Source organism: Pseudomonas sp. 1121_17, from assembly GCF_052850745.1.
The window spans coordinates 865,864-884,532 of the sequence record NZ_VXCX01000001.1 but is presented as its reverse complement, the minus strand read 5'-3'; the positions used below and the strand labels follow the sequence as shown (position 1 = coordinate 884,532).

18 protein-coding genes and 1 riboswitch are annotated in these 18,669 nt (G+C 62.4%); of the genes, 9 read left to right on the top strand and 9 right to left on the bottom strand.

The window, feature by feature from the left end; all coding sequences use genetic code 11:
- Window positions 1-20: 20 nt before the first annotated feature.
- On the top strand, window positions 21-1,358 hold the full coding sequence (locus FW789_RS04470; protein WP_446431058.1) for an ATP-binding protein: 1,338 nt from the start codon (window positions 21-23) through the stop codon (window positions 1,356-1,358).
- Window positions 1,359-1,411: 53 nt separating this feature from the next.
- Here FW789_RS04470 and FW789_RS04465 read toward each other — a convergent pair whose 3' ends face one another.
- From FW789_RS04465 to FW789_RS04455, 3 genes are all read right to left on the bottom strand, one after another.
- On the bottom strand, window positions 1,412-3,367 hold the full coding sequence (locus FW789_RS04465; RefSeq protein WP_446431030.1) for a TonB-dependent receptor domain-containing protein: 1,956 nt from the start codon (window positions 3,365-3,367) through the stop codon (window positions 1,412-1,414).
- A gap of 162 nt (window positions 3,368-3,529) precedes the next feature.
- Complete coding sequence (gene tenA, locus FW789_RS04460) at window positions 3,530-4,189, bottom strand: thiaminase II (RefSeq protein ID WP_207073128.1); 660 nt, start codon at window positions 4,187-4,189, stop codon at window positions 3,530-3,532.
- A gap of 1 nt (window position 4,190) precedes the next feature.
- Entirely contained in the window at window positions 4,191-4,838 is a 648-nt protein-coding gene (locus FW789_RS04455) for a TenA family protein (RefSeq protein ID WP_103437771.1), read from the bottom strand.
- 78 nt (window positions 4,839-4,916) lie between these two features.
- Window positions 4,917-5,032: riboswitch (TPP riboswitch) on the bottom strand.
- A 130-nt stretch (window positions 5,033-5,162) separates the two neighbouring features.
- Between FW789_RS04455 and FW789_RS04450 the strand changes: the two genes are divergently transcribed.
- The 5 genes from FW789_RS04450 to FW789_RS04430 all read left to right on the top strand — a co-directional run bounded on the left by FW789_RS04450 (window position 5,163) and on the right by FW789_RS04430 (window position 9,757).
- Window positions 5,163-5,702 (top strand): WYL domain-containing protein, encoded by a 540-nt coding sequence (locus tag FW789_RS04450; protein WP_411562947.1) that lies wholly within the window; start codon window positions 5,163-5,165, stop codon window positions 5,700-5,702.
- Between the two features lie 182 nt (window positions 5,703-5,884).
- Window positions 5,885-6,487, top strand: coding sequence for a hypothetical protein (locus tag FW789_RS04445; protein ID WP_186699229.1), 603 nt, complete (start codon window positions 5,885-5,887; stop codon window positions 6,485-6,487).
- Window positions 6,484-6,915 carry a phage holin family protein gene (locus FW789_RS04440; protein ID WP_207073127.1) on the top strand — a complete coding sequence of 144 codons (432 nt, stop codon included), beginning with the start codon at window positions 6,484-6,486 and terminating at the stop codon, window positions 6,913-6,915. Before FW789_RS04445 ends, FW789_RS04440 begins: the two co-directional genes overlap by 4 nt.
- Complete coding sequence (locus tag FW789_RS04435; RefSeq protein ID WP_340610144.1) at window positions 6,912-7,673, top strand: DUF3618 domain-containing protein; 762 nt, start codon at window positions 6,912-6,914, stop codon at window positions 7,671-7,673. Before FW789_RS04440 ends, FW789_RS04435 begins: the two co-directional genes overlap by 4 nt.
- Before the next feature lie 131 nt (window positions 7,674-7,804).
- Entirely contained in the window at window positions 7,805-9,757 is a 1,953-nt protein-coding gene (locus tag FW789_RS04430) for an alkyl/aryl-sulfatase (RefSeq protein WP_446431029.1), read from the top strand.
- Here FW789_RS04430 and FW789_RS04425 read toward each other — a convergent pair.
- From FW789_RS04425 to codB, 4 genes are all read right to left on the bottom strand, one after another.
- Entirely contained in the window at window positions 9,754-10,494 is a 741-nt protein-coding gene (locus FW789_RS04425; protein ID WP_103437774.1) for a hypothetical protein, read from the bottom strand. The two genes, FW789_RS04430 and FW789_RS04425, sit on opposite strands and share 4 nt — an antisense overlap.
- Before the next feature lie 143 nt (window positions 10,495-10,637).
- Window positions 10,638-11,879: a cytosine deaminase gene (codA, locus tag FW789_RS04420; protein ID WP_340610148.1), complete on the bottom strand. Its 1,242-nt coding sequence runs from the start codon at window positions 11,877-11,879 to the stop codon at window positions 10,638-10,640.
- Between the two features lie 4 nt (window positions 11,880-11,883).
- Window positions 11,884-13,098 (bottom strand): PucR family transcriptional regulator, encoded by a 1,215-nt coding sequence (locus FW789_RS04415; protein ID WP_446431028.1) that lies wholly within the window; start codon window positions 13,096-13,098, stop codon window positions 11,884-11,886.
- A complete protein-coding gene (codB, locus tag FW789_RS04410) occupies window positions 13,095-14,354 on the bottom strand; it encodes a cytosine permease (RefSeq protein ID WP_446431027.1) in 1,260 nt (419 codons plus the stop codon). Before codB ends, FW789_RS04415 begins: the two co-directional genes overlap by 4 nt.
- Before the next feature lie 413 nt (window positions 14,355-14,767).
- Between codB and FW789_RS04405 the strand changes: the two genes are divergently transcribed.
- Entirely contained in the window at window positions 14,768-15,481 is a 714-nt protein-coding gene (locus tag FW789_RS04405) for a CPBP family intramembrane glutamic endopeptidase (protein WP_446431026.1), read from the top strand.
- A gap of 309 nt (window positions 15,482-15,790) precedes the next feature.
- Window positions 15,791-16,726 (top strand): sterol desaturase family protein, encoded by a 936-nt coding sequence (locus tag FW789_RS04400; protein ID WP_446431025.1) that lies wholly within the window; start codon window positions 15,791-15,793, stop codon window positions 16,724-16,726.
- On the opposite strand, the gene FW789_RS04395 is transcribed toward FW789_RS04400, so the two are convergent.
- The gene (locus FW789_RS04395; protein WP_446431024.1) at window positions 16,620-17,339 is read right to left on the bottom strand and encodes a helix-turn-helix transcriptional regulator; all 720 of its coding nucleotides are present in this window, start codon (window positions 17,337-17,339) and stop codon (window positions 16,620-16,622) included. The genes FW789_RS04400 and FW789_RS04395 overlap by 107 nt on opposite strands.
- Window positions 17,336-18,181, bottom strand: coding sequence for a TonB-dependent receptor domain-containing protein (locus FW789_RS04390; RefSeq protein ID WP_258035119.1), 846 nt, complete (start codon window positions 18,179-18,181; stop codon window positions 17,336-17,338). Before FW789_RS04390 ends, FW789_RS04395 begins: the two co-directional genes overlap by 4 nt.
- A 29-nt stretch (window positions 18,182-18,210) precedes the next feature.
- Here FW789_RS04390 and FW789_RS04385 point away from each other — a divergent pair, with 29 nt between their 5' ends.
- A complete protein-coding gene (locus FW789_RS04385; RefSeq protein ID WP_446431023.1) occupies window positions 18,211-18,618 on the top strand; it encodes a hypothetical protein in 408 nt (135 codons plus the stop codon).
- Window positions 18,619-18,669: the final 51 nt, after the last annotated feature.

The following is an 18,669-nucleotide window of genomic DNA, read 5'->3' as shown; positions in this document are numbered from 1 at the left end:
GCCGGCTGTGGCCGCAGCGCTTGCTGCACCAGTTACTGCTGCTGCTGTGCCTGGCGCTGCTGGCCTCGCACTTGATCGGCATCGTTCTGCTGCACCGCCACGGCAGCCTGCTTCATCCGCTGTCCCGGGCAGCCAGCCTGGAGCGCCTGGCAACTGCGTTCAACCTGGCACGCGACCTGCCCGCAGCGCAGGCCAACAGGATGCTGGCCAAGATGGCCAACCCGGAAACCCGCTTCTGGATCGCGGCAACCCCCGAGGTCAGTGCTTTCGCCGCTCGCTCTGAAGAACAGCGGCTGACCCGCGACCTGCGCCAGCGCCTGCAGCTATCCCCGCAACACTCGCTGATCGTGCAACTGGAGCGGGTCAACGGCACCGACGCCCGCGCTTATCCGTTCAGTCCTGGCGGTTGGGCGCCACTACGCTTGCGCAGCAGCCTGGCGCTGGGCAACGGCCAGTATCTGAATGCCGAGCAGCACCCCAGCGGAGCTTATCAGTGGGGCACTGTACTGGCTTACAGTTTGCCAATGACCACCCTGCCGGTCTTGCTGGTGATGATGTTCGGCTTTGCCCGCGTGCTGCGCCCGATCAAGGCCCTGGCCAAAGCCACCGAGCGGGTCAGCCGTGGTGAGTGGATTGCGCCGCTGCCGTTAACCGGCCCGCACGAAGCACGCGAGTTGACCCATGCTTTCAACACGATGCAGGCCAACCTGGCCCGGCATGTCGAAGGCCGCACCCGCTTGCTGGCAGCGATCAGCCATGACCTCAACACGCCGCTGACCGAATTGCGTTTGCAGGTTGAGCTGCTGGACCCCGGCGCCGCCCGCGACGACTTGCTGGAAAGCCTGGGCGAGCTGACGGCGATGGTCGGAGAAACTCTGGAGTTCGTGCGCGGCGATGCAGTGCAGGAGGCGACCTGTCAGTTGCGCCTGAACGACTTGCTTGACGAGCTGGACCGACGTTATCGCCTGCTTGGGCAACCGTTGACCTGGGATGTGCAGCAACAGGCCTGGCTAAGCTGCCGACCTTTGGCGCTCAAACGTGCCCTGACCAACCTGATCGACAACGCCTTGAAGCATGGCGGTGCGACCCACGTGACGCTCAGCCAGGCTGACGGCCAGGTGCGCCTGGAGATCACTGATCAAGGTCCGGGGCTGCCTGAGCAGTGGTTGGAAAAAGTCTTTGAACCCTTTGTCCAGCTCGGCCGCGGTGGTGCCGACGCCCGCAGCGGTGGCGGCCTCGGTCTGGGCTTGGCGATCGCCCGTGCCTGCATTCAGGCCCATGGCGGTGAACTGCTGTTGGAAAACAGCAAACCACGCGGGCTGTGCGCGCTGGTGCGGCTGCCGGTCGGCCAAGGCTGACAAGCGCAAACGCAAACCGGGCCGATGTACGGCCCCGTTTGCAACTGCTCTGATCAGAAGTTGTAGGTCGCGCCCATCCACAGCGTGCGGCCATAGTTCACCGTGCCGTAGGTCGCGTCGTCCAGACGCTTGTCGGTAATGTTGTTCAGCGAGGCATTCACAGTCAGCGCATGGGTCAGGTCATACGAGCCGCCGATGTCGGCAGTGGTGTAGCCGGGCGCCGATTCGGCAGTGATGGTGTTGCCTGTTTCTTCGCCGTAGTAGCTGAGCGCGGCCCAGGCTTGGGCACGGTCATTGACCTGCCATTCGCCGCGCAGGTTGGCTTTCTGTTTCGGCGTCAGGGCAAGCGGCGCACCGGCGTTGGCACCGGTCTTCTGCTCGGAGTCGGTGTAGCTGTAGTTGCCTTTGATCAGCAAGTCGGCGCGGATGTCCCACTGGCCGGTCAGCTCGACGCCACGAATAACAGCCTTGTCGACATTGACGCGGTCCATGACGATGTAGCCGTTCCAGCGCCGGTCGGTGGTTACGGTCGAGAGCTTGTCCTGAAAGTCGTTGTAGAAAAGCGTCACGCCTGCCGACAGGTCATTGCGGTTGGACCACAGCGCCGACACTTCGTAATTGGTGCTGGTCTCGGGCTTGAGGTCAGGGTTGCCGAGCATGACGAACCGGTTGCGGCGCAGGTAGGCGTAGCCTTCAACCACGGCGCGCAGCTCAGGGGTCTTGAAGCCGCGGGCAACGCCGCCTTTGAGCGTCCACTGATCCGTCGCGCGCCAGACCCCATACAGGCGTGGGCTGAAGTGGTTGCCGTATTCTTCGTGGTTGTCCAGCCGCAGCCCGCCGGTCAAGGCGAAGGTGTCGGTGACCGACCATTCGTTTTCGGCAAACAGCGCTTTTTGCTGGACCGAGAACTCGTAATCAACCTTGTCACCCAAGCCCTGGTTCCAGTCGGTAACCTGGTTTTTCTGCCATTGCAGGCCAACCGTGCTGACGTTGTAGGTGGTCGGCACGACCAACTTGGCGTCGAGCACGCGGTTGCGGATTTCAGGCTTGCGCCCGTAGATGTCGGTCTGGTCTGGCGTCGCCTTGCCTTCGCGGCTGGTGGTTTCCTGATAGAGAGCGACGTCAGAGGTAGCCCAGCCCCAGCGACCCTGGTGCGACAACGACCAATGATCACGGTTGTTCTCTTGCTCGCGGGTGGCCCAGTTGGCACTGACGCCATCACCGTTTTTCAGGCGCGTAACGCCGGCTTCGAGGAGGATGTCGTGGTCGATAGTGGGCGTGAAGGCCAGGCGGGTGGTCAGGTCGCGGTGATCGGCCTTGCTGTGGCCGTTGGTCTGTTCCAGGTCAGCATCGGCCTGGCGGTCCAGGTAGCGGCCCCAAACCTGCAGGCCAAGCAGGTCTTCCTTGAGCGGACCGCTCAAGTAGAAAGTGGTTTGCCCGGCGTCGCCCTCTGCGCTGTGCTGACGCGCCGAATAGTCGTAACCGATCGAGCCGCCCCACTCGGGCGAGACCTTGCGGGTAATGACGTTGATTACCCCCCCGATAGCGTCCGAGCCATACAGCGACGACATCGGCCCGCGCACCACTTCAATCCGCTCGATGGCGGCTGCTGGCGGAACAAAGCTCTGCTCGTAACCGGCGTTGCCGTTGACTCTTGATTCACGGGCGCTCTGGCGTTTGCCATCGACCAGAATCAAGGTGTAGTCGCCCGGCATGCCGCGCATCGAGATGTCGCTTTCGTTGGCGCCGCCGTTGACGGTAACACCCTCGACATCACGCACTGCGTCACCGAGGTCGCGGTTCGACTTGCGACGCAGGTCTTCGCCGTCGATGACGGTGATCGACGCGGGCGCGTCCTCAACCCGCTGCTCGAAGCCCGAGGCAGTCACAACCACATCTTCAAGGGTCAATGGGACGGGTTCTGGAGGGTTTGTCTGCGCGTGCGCGGCACCCGCCAGAAGTACGGCCAACGTGGAGGAACGGCTGAAAATACGACGTGGTGCGCGCATGCAAGTGACCTGTGGATTCCGCTGTAAAAGAGAATCCTAATCAGATGCATTGGCGCAAATGGGACAAAGTGTGACAGCCGCTCCCGGCGACCGCGACGCCAAAGGCAGCATCGAGGTAGCACAGCTATGGCTGCAGGCACCTCAAGCACGCTGACCAGCCGATCATTCGGCAGCCTGCAATCCCATCTGCCAGAAGTCCGCCTCAAGCCGTGAGGCCTGGGCAAAGATCGCCGCCAGCTCGGTGAAACGTGACTCGGTCATGCTCCGCGCGGCCAGCTCGTCCAAGTGCTTGCGGGCAGACGCCGCCACGTCTTGATAGGCCTCACCGGCATACTCGCCGATCCATTCGCGGTACGGATGCTCGTTCAGATCACCAATTGCGCCGGCCAGGCGCTGGCCGATTTCGGCGTAGCCGATCACGCACGGCGCCAGCGCAACGTGCAGTTCAAGCAGGTCGCCGGCGGCGCCGCAGTCAAGCACATAGCGGGTATAGGCCACGGTCGCCTGATGCTCGGGGGCAGCTTGAATGTCGGCTTGCGACAAGCCCCAGCGGGCGCACAGGCGCAGGTGCAGTTCAGTCTCGTCAAGAATCGCCGCAAGCCCGGCCTGCGCGGCGCGGATGTCACTTGGCAGGCGGCTCTTGTAGGCGGCCAGCGCCCAGGCGCGGGCGAACTGGATCAGGAACAGATAGTCCTGCACCAGATACTCGCGAAACGCCGCCTGACTGAGGGTGCCCGTCTGCATCTGCTGCAGGAAGTCATGCTCGACGTAGCTCGCCCATTGCGGCGCAGCGGCGGCCTTGAGCCGATCAAAAATATCCATGTCAGGCCTCGCCATCGTATACGGCATCGAAGAAGGCCAGTTCCAGCGCGACGGTGCGCAGGTAATAGTCGCGGCTGAGCTCGGCCTCCTTTGGCCCGACGCGGTCCAGTTCGGCTTGCAGGAACGCGACAAAATCCTCGAAGAACGGGTTGTCATGCAAGGTGATCCACTCAGCGTGGACGAAATGCTCGGGCAGTGGCTGCGGCGCCTTCTGCGCCCAGTCCAGGTACAACCCCTCGGCCACATTTAGCACCGCCAGCGCTGCCGCATAGGAGCGGCTTGCCGCCGCCTCGGCCATGACCGCCTTGAAGCCTGCAGTAGGCGCACTGTCGGCAGGCTCGTCGCGCTGCGCCGGGCTTACACCGAGGGCCTCGAATGCACGCAGGAAATAGGTATTTTCGTCACTCGAGATCATCCCGGCAAAACGGCCCAGACGCAGGCGCGCTTCAAAGGTATCGGCTGTGGCAATAGCCGCACCGAGCAGGGTCAGGAAGCTGTCGAGAAAGCGATGGTCCTGAACCAGGTAACGGACCATGACCGGATCCGCCAGGGAACCATCACATAGCTGCCGCACGAAGCGGTGGCCAACGGCAGCCGACCAGGTAGGTTCGCTCTGCTCGCGCAAATAATGGGTAAAACGTTCGCTCATGCTGCTGTCCTCTGGGAGGTGGCAGCGAGGCCAGGCGGGTGATGCATGGTGCGGCCTCGCAGTGAGGCCGGCGCAAAGGCAGGTCGGCTGTCCCATCCCTTCGCCGGCATGATCCGGATCAGGTGTTAAGGGTCACCGCGCTGCATCTCGCCAGCGGTTTCTCAGCCCGTCTCCGGGCTCCCCTTGGTAGCGCTCAGGTATACCGCAGTCGCAGGTCGGTTGTCACGGCACATTGGCTGCACGCCCCGCAACAGGTATGCTTGGCGAACATAGCCAATTGCTATCATTAAAGCCGTGCAGTGATCGCGCGCCAAGGAACCCGCTTTGCCCAGCAACCCCACGCGCCAGACCATCGCCCGCCAGTGGCAGCTGCTTAAATTGCTGCCTGACCGCCACCCGGGCATGAGTTCCAATCAGTTGCAGCAGGCCCTGCACCAGGTCGGCCATGGCACCAGCAAGCGCACGGTGGAACGTGATCTGAACGAGCTGACCGAGCTGTTTCCGGTGCGCTGCAACAGCAAGGGCACCCCGTATGGCTGGTACTGGCAGGCCGAGATCAGCACCGAGCTGCTGCAGCGGCCGCAGCCCAGCGATCGTGGCATGGCGCAACCGATCACCTTGCGTGCCTGGGTGACGCCGGGGCTGGCGCGGCAGTTGGCGGCGCAGCCGCTGTCGGACGACATGTTGCTGGAGCCGCTTGCCGAAGGCGACGCCAGGTTGGTGGCCACGGTTGCCTATGACCACGCCCTCATCAGCTGGCTGCTGGCACATGCCGGCTCGATCAAGGTCACTGCACCTGACAGCGTGCGTGAGGCCCTGCTCGAACGGCTGCGTCAAGCGCTGCTGTTGCACGACAGCGACTGAACCAGCGTCAAAATCTGTGCGCAAATTACCTCGATCTGCGATAAACGCCGCACAAATCATTGGCGCGAGCGCTAAACGTCACCGATCAAGTTGAATGAACTCCCTGCTATTCGCCCGCGTCCCCCGAATGAACGAAAACAATCCGGCCTGTGCCGGGGCTTTCATCATCGAGGGAAACGACCATGGACAAGACCGACCACAGCGCCTCATCGCCACCCGATAATAATCAGGATCACCTGCACACAATCGCCGACGAGGCTGGTGCCCTGCTCGGCGAGGCGAAGACGCAAGGTGCCGAGCAATTCGAGCACTACCGCGACACAGCTGCCGACCAGTTGGACTCGCTCCAGGAGGGTGCTCGTTCGGCGGCATCTGCGCTGAGAGACAACGACACGCTGGGTATCTCGCATTACCTCGGCCAGGCCGCGGAATGCATCGGCACCTTTGCCGAGCAGATCCGCCACGAGAGCGCCGAGGATCTGCTGCACAAAGGCACGCGGCTGGCACGCGACAACCCCGGGCTGTTCCTCGCCGGCAGTGTTGCCGTCGGCTTTGCCTTGTCGCGGTTCCTGCGCGCCAGCGGCCACCATGACACCACTTCGCCAACGCCCGCCCCCGCCTATGGCAGCAACGAGCCCTACCACAGCACCCCGCCCACCCCGGATCGCGCCAGCGATGTTTCCACGCACAAGCCCTACACCCCGGTCGACCCGATCGGCGTCGGTGCCGGTACCCCTGTGACCGCCAGCGCTCAGCAACGTGACCCGCTTGAAGGAGCCGAATGATGAACAACGACTCGTTCCACACCCCGCCTCCGGTGCAACCGGCCAGCGAAGATCCAGTCGGCATCGGCGGCCTGCTGCGCCAACTGATGCGTGAAGTGCCCGAGCTGTTCAGCAAAGAGCTGGCGTTGGCCAAAGCCGAGCTGACGCACAACCTCAACACCCTGAAGGCGGGCACTGCGGCAGTTGCCGCTGGCGCCATTGTGCTGCTGGCAGGCTTCATCATCCTGCTGCTGGCGGCGGTCTACGCGCTGGCAATGGTGGTTGAGCCATGGTTGGCGGCACTGATCGTCGGTGCGATCACGGTGATCATCGGCTTCATTATGCTGCAGTCGGGCAAGAAGCAGTTCGAGCCCGACCATCTAATGCCCGACCGCACCCTGCATGCCATGCAACAGGACAAGGACACGCTGAAGAGGAAACTGCCATGAGCACTTCTTTCGAACATGAAGCAGACAAAGACCCGGACCTGCTCGAGCAGGAGATAAACGCCAAGCGTGAGCACATCAGTGACCTGGTCGATGCTCTGGAACAGCGCCTGAGCCCCGGCCAATTGATGGATCAGGTGCTGGCGTACGGCAAGGGTAATGGCGGCGAGTTCTTTCATAATCTGGGCACCACGTTGAAGAACAACCCTGTACCAGCGACCCTGACCGCAGTGGGCATGGCTTGGCTGGCGATGAACCAGAACCGGCCGTTCAGCCCAGGGCCTGCACACACCGGGCCGGGCCTGGGGGATAAGCTGGGCGAGGCTGTCGGTGCGGTCAAAGGCGCGTTCGGACACGCTGGCGATGCCCTCCACGATGCCAAGCATACCGTGCAAGCCAAGGCACATGATCTGCGCGATTCGGTCGGTGGTTCAGCCGACAGCGTCCGCGACACGGCGCATCAGATGGGCGATCAAGCCACCGCTCTTAAGAACCAGTTCGACCATCTACTCAAGGAGCAACCGTTGGTAATGGCTGCACTGGGCATCGCCCTGGGCGCTGCGTTGGGCGCGGCGCTGCCGACTACGCGCAAGGAGGACCAGTTGATGGGCGAGCACAGCGACCGCTTGACCGACACGCTCAAGGCCAAGGGTGAGCAGGTCAAGGGAACTGTGACACAGACGGTGAAGGACAATACTGCGCCGGATCGGCACGAGCCTGCGCAGACTGACTTGTCGTCGGGGTTGGGTTTCCAGCGCTGAACAACACGGCGCTTGGTTTTAGGGCTGCTCAGCAGCCCTAAAACTCACAGCCAGAGCGTTAGCACCTGCCCAAACCTCCATGCCATAGGCTACTGTTCCCCCTTGCGCATCGTCCAAGCCAAGGAATCCCTATGCCGCATCGCCTGTTACTGCCGCTATTGCTGCTGTGCCCGCTCGCCTCTGCCGCCGATGCACCGCAAAAAGACGCCACCAGCTTCACCCGCCAAAGCAATCAACAATGGCTGCAGCGCCTCCCCTTCAACGACCGCGCCGATTTCGACGCCGCTCAGCGCGGCTTGATCGAGCGCTTCGATGGCCGCATCGACAATGCCGACAGCCAACCGGTGTGGGACTTGCAGCGCTACGCCTTCATCAACGGTGAAGCGCCTGCCACCATCAACCCAAGCCTGTGGCGCCAAGCCCAACTGAACGCCATCGCTGGCTTGTTCCAGGTCACCGAGGGCATCTATCAGGTACGTGGCCTGGACCTCGCCAACATGACCCTGGTCGAAGGCGACAGCGGCCTGATCGTGATCGACCCACTGCACTCGGTAGAAACCGCCCGCGCTGCCATGGAACTGTACTTCAAGCATCGCCCGCGCAAGCCTGTGCTGGCGGTGATCTACAGCAACCCGCAGGTGAGCAGCTATGGCGGAGTGCGCGGTGTGGTCGACACCGCCGAGGTCAAGGCCGGCAAGGTTCAGGTGCTGGCACCGCGCGGTTTCTATGCGCAGGCCATCAGCGAGAACGTGCTGGCGGGCCCAGCGATGCAGCGCCGCGCCGAATACTTGTATGGTAATGCCCTGCCCCGCGGGCCTCGCGGCCAGGTCGATGCAGGCCTGGGCAAAGATATATCCAGCAACGCCACGATCAGCCTGATCGCCCCCACGCGGGAGATAAGCAAAGCGGTCGAGACCGTGCGCATTGATGGTATCGACATCGAATTCCAGCTCACCTCAGGCCAGGACGCGCCGGCACAGATGAACCTCTGGCTGCCGCGCTTCAAGGCGCTGGTCATGGGCGAGAACGTCGCCCACAGTCAACTGAGCCTGCTCGACCTGCGTGGCGCGCCGGTGCGCGATGCCAGAAGCTGGTCGCGCTACCTCGACCAGGCCTTGGTGCGTTACGGTGAGCGGGCCGAGATCGTCCTCGGCCAGCATCACTGGCCAACCTGGAGCGGCGCGGCAGTGCGCGAGTACCTGGCCGACCAGCGTGACCTGTACGCCTATATCGATGGCCAGACGCTACGCCTGATCAATCAGGGCCTGACCCCGGACGCAATTGCCGCGCAACTCGCCACGCTGCCCCCGCGCCTGGCCAAGCGCTGGTACAGCCGCGATTACTACGGCTCGCTCAGCCTCAACGTGCGCGCGGTGTATCAACGCTACATGGGAAGCTACGACGGCAACCCCGCTACCCTCGACCCACTGCCACCGACCGACACCGGCCGGCGCTATGTCGAAGCCATGGGCGGCGCCAACCAGGTGCTGAGCCTTGCGCGCAAGGCATTTGCTTCAGGTGATTACCGCTGGGTCGCCGAGCTGACTCGGCAATTGATCTACGCCCAGCCCGGTAACAGCGCAGCACGTCAGCTGCAGGCCGATGCGTTCGAGCAACTCGGCTACCAGAGCGAGAACACCACCTGGCGCAATGCGTACCTGACTGGCGCGCAGGAGCTGCGCGACGGTGTTGCCGCAAGCCCTGCCCCCGGCAATGTCGATGACATGGTGCGGGCCCTGGCAGCGCCTCTGTTCTTCGATCTGCTCAGCGTGCGCCTCGATGCGCAAAAGGCAGCCGAGCAGGACCTGACCATCAACTGGCGCTTCACTGACCTGGGTGAAGATTATGCGCTGACCGTGCGCAACGGCGTGCTGACCCACCGCGACCGCACGCGCCACCGCCGTGCTGATGTCGAGGTCAGCATGAAAAAAGCCACACTCGATCGTATCGCTTTGAAGCAGACCGGCTTCGTCAAGGAGGTCACAGTGGGCGATATCAGCATCACCGGCGAGCGGATCAAGTTCCTGCGCCTGATGTCCGGGCTGGAAGATCCGCAGGGGCGCTTTGAGCTGGTCGCGCCTTAAGCGCGGCGCTGGGCCGTAGCCTGCTGGCTGCGGCTCAGGCATGCGTAGCCAAGGCCCAATACACCGATCGCCAGTGCACCGAGCAAGGCCAGCAGCAGTTGGCTGTAGCTGGCAATGGTGGCTGGCAGGCCGACGAACTCGCGGTAAGCGAGAATCTGCGCCTCGCCGTCAGCGTGGCGAATGCTCAGGCCGCCCTGTCGGATCTGCGAGTAATCCGAATCGAAGTACACCCATACCTTGCAGTCTTCGCGCCCGCCGATGGTGGCGATGTCGATCAGGTTGGTTGCCGCCTGTGGGATGATGTCGTTGCCGTCATCGTCGCGCACCTGCACCAGGCCCTTGGCCGGCAAGCGAATCTGGACGTTCTTGAGTGGCGCTTCGCGGGTGTTCTTCAGCTCTATTACCAAGCCGGTACGATGGTCGACCAGGCCTGCCTCGAACGGCTTGGCAAACAACGCCAGATACGGCGCCTGGGCCGCGTCCACCAGCTTGTCGACCTGCTGATTGCTCAACTGGCCCTGGCTGATATCGCTTATCTGCCCGTGCAAGCGCTCGTAGCGCAGCATGTCGTTGGCCGTGCTGATGCGCTCGCTGAACTGGCTTGGGTAGGTCAGGTAGGAGTAGGTAAGCCGCGCTTCCAGGGCTGGGTCCTGCTTGAATGCCAGATACACGCCGCCTGCACAGGCACCAGCGACCAGCAGGCCAACGAGGGCTTTACCGACTTTTTCCCAACTCACCTGGGCGTTTCCTTATATCGCTGTAGGGGCGATGCAAAATCGCCGGCCAAGCGTGCCACTGATCGCGCTCAGGGGCAAATGCGAATTAGACCGATCGCCAGCCATCGCCCACGCAGATAAGCCTGCCCGGGCGATGGTCTGGATCAAGCCAGGCGCTGCACCTGGGCCGGGGTGCGGCGCATCAGCACCTTGCCATTGCGCACTGAAACCAGTGCGTAACCCTGGCTGCGGACCATCTCGTAATCATCCGGCGCCGACAGCACCAGCAGATTCGCTGGCCGTCCGACCTCCAGCCCATAGCGCTCGCCAAGATTGAGGGTGCGCGCGCTGTTGTCGGTGATCAGGTCGAGCGAGCGCTGCAGGTCTTCGTAGCCGAGCATGTGGCAGATGTGCAAGCCGGCCTCGAGAATGCGCAGAATGTTGCCATTGCCCAGTGGGTACCACGGGTCGACGATCGAGTCCTGGCCAAAGCACACGTTCATCCCGGCGCGGTCGATTTCGGCGACACGGGTCAGGCCACGGCGTTTGGGGTAGGTGTCGAACCGGCCCTGCAGGTGGATGCTCTCGGTGGGGCAGGAAACAAAGTTGATGCCCGACATTTTCAGCAAGCGGAACAGCTTCGAGCAGTACGCGTTGTCATACGAACCCATTGCCGTGGTGTGGCTGGCGGTAACCCGCGCACCCATGCCGCGCACCCGCGCCTCCTCGGCCAGCACTTCAAGGAAGCGCGACTGCGGGTCGTCGGTCTCGTCACAATGTACATCGACCAGGCAACCGCTGCGCTCGGCCAGGTCCATTAGAAACTTGATCGACGACACGCCCTGATCACGGGTGTTCTCGAAGTGCGGGATACCGCCCACCACATCCGCGCCCATCGCTACCGCCTCGGTCATCAAGGCGCGACCATTGGCGTACGACTCGATGCCCTCCTGCGGAAACGCGACAATCTGCAGGTCGATCAGGTGGCGCATTTCTTCGCGGACTTCAATCATCGCCTTGAGTGCGGTCAGCTTGGGATCGGTGACGTCGACATGGGTACGAACATGCTGGATGCCGTGATCGACCAGCATGCCGATGGTCTTGCTGGCGCGGGTCTTCGTGTCTTCATGGGTATTGAGCTCTTTGCGCTCGGCCCAGCGCTCGATGCCCTCGAACAAGGTACCGCTCATGTTCCAGTTGGGCTCGCCAGCGGTGAGGGTGGCATCGAGGTGAATATGCGGCTCGATAAAGGGCGGCACCACCAGGTTGTGCTCGGCGTCGATATCACTGGCGTTATTCAGCGCCAGCGACCCGGTCTGCGCCTGGATCGCAGCGATGCGCTCGCCTTCGAGTTCGATGCGAAACAGCCCGTCCTTGCCACGCAGGCGCGCATTGAAGATGTTCATGGTTTTACTCCTTGCCCTGGGCTGCGGTCATGCGCCATATGAGCATAGCGACCGCAGCATTCATACGAAAAAGCGGATCATCGAGTGATTGCCCGCTCAGTTGTTCGATTCTGCCCATGCGTTGATTGATGGTATTACGGTGCAGGCCCAAGCGCGCGGCGGCCTGCAAGGCGTTACCGTTGGCGCCCAGCAGGGCATCGAGTGTGTGCAACAACGCATAAGGATGCTTGCGCCCGGTTTCGATCAGGCGACCGAGGGTCTGGCTGACGAAGCTGTCGATCAGGCCGCGGTCGCTGATCCCCTGCAACAGGCGCAGCACGCCCAGCTCGCTGAAGTCGCACAAGCCGCTGGCCGGGCGCAGGTGCTGGGCGACGTCGAGCGCCTGACGGGCTTCGTTGAGTGCCTGGCGATAGTGCGCGCAGTCCTCGGCCAGGCAGGACATGCCCAGATATACCCCGGCGTCACCGGCAATAACCCGCAACTGCTGATGCAACTGCGCCAACGCACCGCGCAGGTTCGGCACGTCAGGCAGCAATAGCACGAACAGATCGCCCGGCAACTGTGCCGTGACAGCGCCCGGCAGGGTGCGACACCATGCTTGCAGGCAGTCTTCCAGCGCTTGCTGGCTGGCCTGCCAGAGGCGCTCGGCTTGCTCCGGAGCATGGTGTTCGAATACCTCATCGCCTGCCAGCCGCAGCGCCACCAGCCGCCGCGGCTCGTCCAGCGCCAGCTGCAAGTGCGCGGCGCGTTGCCGGGCGATGGCCAGGCTTGGATAATCGCCGGTCAGCAATTGCCCGATGATGTCATCCCGCGAGCGGCGCGCTTGCGCCATCTGCACCAACGCCGTACCGATCAAATGGGTCACCACCACCATCTTCAGCGCGTAGGGCTGCTCGATCAAGCTCAGGCCCAGTTGCTCGGCGCGTTCGATCACCTTCGGCGGAATCTGCTGAATGAAGCTGCCGCCAGTGAGGATCACCAGACCGGCGACGCCCACCGCGTCGCCATCCTCGACCAGGCTCAGCAGATTGGCCTCGCCGCGCGGGTGATTGATGCCCGTCACGAACACCAATTCACCGCCCATCACCCATTCGGCAATACCCTCGTTCTCGGCCACATAGGGCCAGCGCACCCGCCGCTGCAGGTTGCGTTGGCCAGCGCGCACGGTCATCTGTGCGAGCCCGGGCAGGCGCAGAATTTCTTCCAATGCCAGGCTCACGGCTCGACCTGCGCCAGCTCCCGGCGCCGACCGCCAAGCTCGAGCAGAACGATGTAGCACAGAGCCGAAGCACCGATCCCCACCAACGGCGCGACCCACGGCGAGCAGTAGGCCAACAGCGCACCGATGGCGTAGGCAGTTAGCCCTTTGAGGTTGTAGCGTGGCAACTGAACCGAGGCCAGCGCCGGGTACTTGCCGCGGTGGCGGTACCAGAAATCAGCCATGATCACCCCGCCGACCGGCGGAATGATCGAACCCAGCAGCACCAGAAACGGGATCAGCAGCTCGTACATGCCGCCAATCGCCAGAAGGATGCCCAGCCCCGCCGCGACCAGAGTTGCCGTGCGCCGGCGTTCGCTGCGCAAGAGATGGCAGGCCGCTGCCGAGACGTTGTAGATGGTCGGCCCCTGGATGGTCCACAGGTTCAGGCAGAGCATGATCACTGCAGCGAACGACAAGCCCTGCAGGATCATCACCTCGACGATATCGGCCTGCTGATAGACCATCGCGCACCATGCTCCCGCCACCACCATCAAGCCATTGCCGAGCAGAAAACTGACCACACTGGCGGTTACCGCGACCCGCCCGCTGCGCGACAGGCGCGTCCAGTTGGTGGCTTGAGTCGCACCGCTGGCGAAGGTGCCGAAGACCATGGTCACCGCCGCCGAAAATGTCATCGCCTCATGCGGCACTACCGCAGCCAGGCCAGCAAAGCCACCGGCGTCGCCGGTAGCGATGTACATCGATACCAGCAACAGCACGAACATCAACGGCACCGACACCCGCGACAGCAGGTCCAGGCCCTTGAAACCAATGATCGCGGTAATGCTGAAACCAAGACCGAACAGCACCATCAGCGGCACAGTGAAGCCCTCGGCCAGGCCCAGGATCTTCACCAGCACGATCGCCACCGTCGCGGTGCCCCAGGCGTACCAGCCCAGCTCGGCGAAGCCCAGCAGGAAGTCAGATAGCCGGCTGCCCGCCTCGCCAAAACAAAAGCGCCCCATCAATACCGTGTTCAGCCCGCTGCGCGAGGCGATGAACGCTAGGCTGGCGGCGTACAACGCCAGCAGTGAGTTGCCGATGGTGGCGATCCACAGCATGTCGACGAAATTGAACGCCATGCCCAGCTTGCCGCCGGCGAACATGGTGCCGGTGAAGAAGGTGAAACTGAACAAAACCATGGCGATTGGCAGCAGGCCCTTGCGGGCTGACTGCGGGGCTTCGGATAACGGGAATTCGCTAGGGGCGCTCATCGATGCTGCTCCGGGTTATGGATGGAGCAGCTAGAGCAATATGCGGGCCGCTTCGAAGGGGCCGCTGATCTCGCAAAAAGCGTGCGTCTGCAACAATGATCACTGTGCAGTCAGCACACTTTATTCAACATGACGGCCTCAGGCGTGTGCTTTATGACTCATCCCGAGGCAACTCTGCACCATTCAGGCACATTGCTATGGGAAGTTGGGAAACGAGCGTTGTGCTGTCCAGCCATTACGAGATGATCTGGAACCAGCAGACCACCAGGGTCAGCAAGCTGGTTTCCGGGGCCTGAGTATTAGCCACGCTGGCGCCGCCAAGGGTAAATATTGTTTATCTACGATCGTCGATTGTCAGACGATAGCGACAACGGCAAGATGCCCGCCGAATTGCTCAAACAAGGAACGTCCCCGTGCAAACCTCAGCATCATCCCTGCCCTCAGCGGTAGCCCCTGCGCCGTCACGCTATAACGTCTTCAAGCGTCTTGGCATGCTGGCGCTGGCGCTCATCATCTACTTTGCCGCAAGTGTGCTGGTGGTCCTGCCAGACCCGTCCGCGCCGCTCACCAGCCAGAAGCTGATCAACTCGGTAGGCTACGCCGCGATCGGCCTGTTGGTGCTGCTGTGTTTGCAGTACCGCAAGCAAGGCCTCAGGCAGGTGATCCTCGGCCAGCGCTGGCGGCGCCCGTTGCTGTGCGGTCTGATCGCCATGGTCGGTGCCTACACGCTGTGCGCGCTGCTGATGCACCTTTTGCAGATACCTCGCGAAAGCTTCATGGTGCACTTCTATGACGGCCTTGGCCCGGCCCAGATCGCCCTGCTCTGCCTGACTCTGGTGCTGTTCCCGCCGGTCGCCGAAGAGCTGCTGTTCAGGCACTACGTGATGCGCGTATTTGCGCTGGACAGTGGCCGCTTCTGGCAGTGGACAGCGATCGTGATCAGCACGCTGGTGTTTGCTGCGCTGCACAACCAGTACGACAACCTGATCACCTTGGTAACGCTGGTTGCCGTCGGTTTGATCCTCGCCATCGCACGGGTAGCCAGCGGCGGTTTGCTGGTGCCGGTGCTACTGCATGCCGCGGCGGAGGTGGTGGCGATTTCGATCAATTATCTGCAGATGGATTGAGATAACTGGAGACTCATTGGGCACTAGCGCCGAGCAGCGTTTTCATTCGGCGCCGGGCGGAATCCCATCTTTGTTCTTGTCTTTGAGCCGAGCCTTCTCCTCTTCGGTGGAATGAGCAGGCACCTGGCTGTCTTGCTTGTCGTCTTTTGGATCGGTCATGGCAGTTTCCTCAGTGTGTGGACATTGGGCAGCCCACCTGCGGGGCAGTTCAGATTAAGCAGCACCCTGGCCAGCGCAAAATGATTGCTTTGTTCAAGTATCAGGCGTGCCTACTGCCGATCATGAGGCTCCTCGTTCTGGAGTCTTGTCATGATCCGTTTTCTGCGCACTGCCTACGCCCCGCTGTTTCTGTTCGGCTTTATCGCCACGGCTTGCTGGCTGGTTGCTCGCCAGGTTCCGCTGTGGGCATTGATACCACTGCTTGTACTGGCAATTATCGTCTCGTTCGGCATGGAAAGGTGGTTGCCATTCAAGGCCGAATGGAACCGCAACCAAGGCGACAGCCTGAGGGATTGCCTGCATGCACTGTGCAACGAGGGCCTCAATTGCCTGAGCCTGATGGCACTGCCCTGGTTCGCGCGCTGGCTGCCCGATCTGGGGCTATGGCCTGAGCAGTGGCCGTTCGTCGTACAAGTTATTGTGACGATCATCTTTGCCGACCTGGGCATCACGCTGATGCACTGGGCCAGCCACCGCAACAGATGGCTGTGGCGGCTGCACGCCGTGCACCACAGCCCGCAACGGCTGTATGGTTTCAATGGTTTGATGAAACATCCGCTGCATCAGTTGCTCGAGGCGCTGGCCGGGATCGGCCCGTTGCTGCTGCTGGGTTTGCCAGAAAACGTTGCAGGGCTGTTGGCGTTCGCAATCGCTATCCAGTTGCTGCTGCAGCACAGCAATGTCGACATCCGTGTCGGCTACCTGGATCGACTGTTCGCCTGGGCACCGGTGCATCGCTATCACCACATCAAGTACGGCCGCGCAGGTGACGTCAACTTCGCGCTGTTTTTCAGTTTCTGGGATCTATTGTTGGGCACGGCTTTCACTCGCAGCGGATGCGAGCTGCGGTCTAGCGACCTGGGGATTGGCTCACAACCCGACTATCCGAAGGCCTACCTGCAGCAGCTGGCCCAGCCCTTCAAGCGCCCGGCAAGCAAGCACCCGGAGCCACGCCTGCCGTGCCACCTGGGTGGTGTGCAGGCAGCAGACGCAGGTGCAAGTGACGCAGGTTCTGGCGGCCACTGATGCCGAACATGCTGCGCAGTGTTCGCGACAGGTGCGCAGAGTCGGCAAAGCCTGCCGCGTGAGCGGCCTCGGTCAACGAGCTGCCTTGCATGGCCAGCATCAAGGCCAGGCGCAGTCGCCGCCAGAGCACCATACGCCTGATCGAAACACCCAGCTGGCTGTCGAACAGCCGTTGTAGGTGACTCACTGAGGTATGCACATGACGAGCAAGCTCTGGCGCACTGAGTTTCTCCAGCAGGTGGTCATCCATCTGCCGCAATACCGCCTGCAAACGCTCTGGCAAAGGTTGCCGCCGAATAGACTGAACCGTGCGCGCCAGCGCGGCCAGCGAACTGTGGTCCGCTTCGGCGATGGCACGCAGGCTGGCGATTTCGAAAGAAGACGGCTCGGCATAGACAGCCAAGACCTCGGCATCGGTCACCTCGACTGCATGAGCCTGCATCGACTCGGTCCATTGCCACGGGCCGGGCTCGCCCGCCAGCAGCACGCTTAGGCACTGATGCGCGTAATGCCGGTGCGGGCTGGCGTGGCCGGTCAGGCCTTTGAATAACGCGAAGTCAGTGCCCAGCCACAGCTCGCCACGCCATGGCTGATTAGCTCTGATCGACTTCATTGCATTGCCCTCCGGATAGCGGCGCACCAGCACGCCGCGGTAGCCAGTCGGTATTGAGTCAGAAATCGACGGTCGCCGATAGCTGAACAGTGCGCGGAGCCCCAAGGCCAAGGCTGGACGTCTACGGCATGCCCCAGTAGGCCTTGTTGGTGAGGTTGGTCACGCTGCCGCGCAAGGTCACGGGATAGCTGGCCGCGGTTACGCTGCTCGCCACCAAAAGAGAAGACGTTGCTGACCGGGTCGGTATAGCTGCCTGGGCGTTCGATCTGGTACAGCGCCAAGGTATGGGTGAAGCTGCCCAGGTCGAGCTTCAGGCCGACTTCTTTCTGCTTGGATTTATAGGGGGCAAACACTTCGCCGGAATTGGCGCTGGTGATCGGCGCGACTGCGCCTTTGCTCAACCCCTCGATGTAGTTGGCGTACAGCGACAAGTCATCCGTTACTTTGACCAGCAACGCGACGGCGGGCGTCGTGGCGCTTTCGTCGTAACGCGAAGTGCGATCGCCGGTGACAACGCTGAAGGTGTCAGTCAGCACCTGCTGACGACGCACGCCGACGGTCAACTGCAACCGATCATCCAACACCGACAACGTATCGGCGACACCGTAGCTGGCCAGGCGATTTTCCAGATGTTGCACGGCCGGCCAGGACTCGTCGGCAGCCGCCCCCCAGACCGGATGGTAGATATTGGTGGTGACATTGGCACCCGGCACCGAGCGGCGGCCAAAGTCCTTTTGCTCGTCATCATAATGGGTGGCATTCACCGTCAGCTGATGACCGATACCGAAGGTCTCGAAGGTTGCGCGCAGGCCGGCTTCAGCAGATTTTTTCTCGAGCTGCATTTTCAGCTGGCCCGCTCGAACATTTCCGGTTGGGCTGCCTGCAGTGCGGTGCCTTCGATGTGGATGGCGGGCAGCACGGCAGCGCTGCCTTGCTGCTCCTGCTGCTGATTGTCTTGCGCAGCCAACGCCTGACTGCCCAGTACATCATCCGTCGCTCGGTGGCGACCGAGTCGATGCTGGCCAACATCGGACACCAGGCGCATATCGCCCAGGCTTACGTGCTCTCGCAAGACAGTGCACGCTGGCTGTTGGCGACTGTTGCGTTTCATTGTTTTGCAGTCGCGGATACGGTGTATTCGGCCACCAGCCTGGACCCGCTGCCAGGGGTCGATCAGGAGGCCGAGAAGCTTGAGATGGAGGCAGCACTGGTCCATGGAGTGCGCGCGCTGATCAATGGCGCAGTGGGAATGCTGGCGCAGGCCGGGGACGGCGTGTAGCTGCTCGCGTCTATCAACCGGCGATGCTACTCTGCAAATCTAAATCGTCGT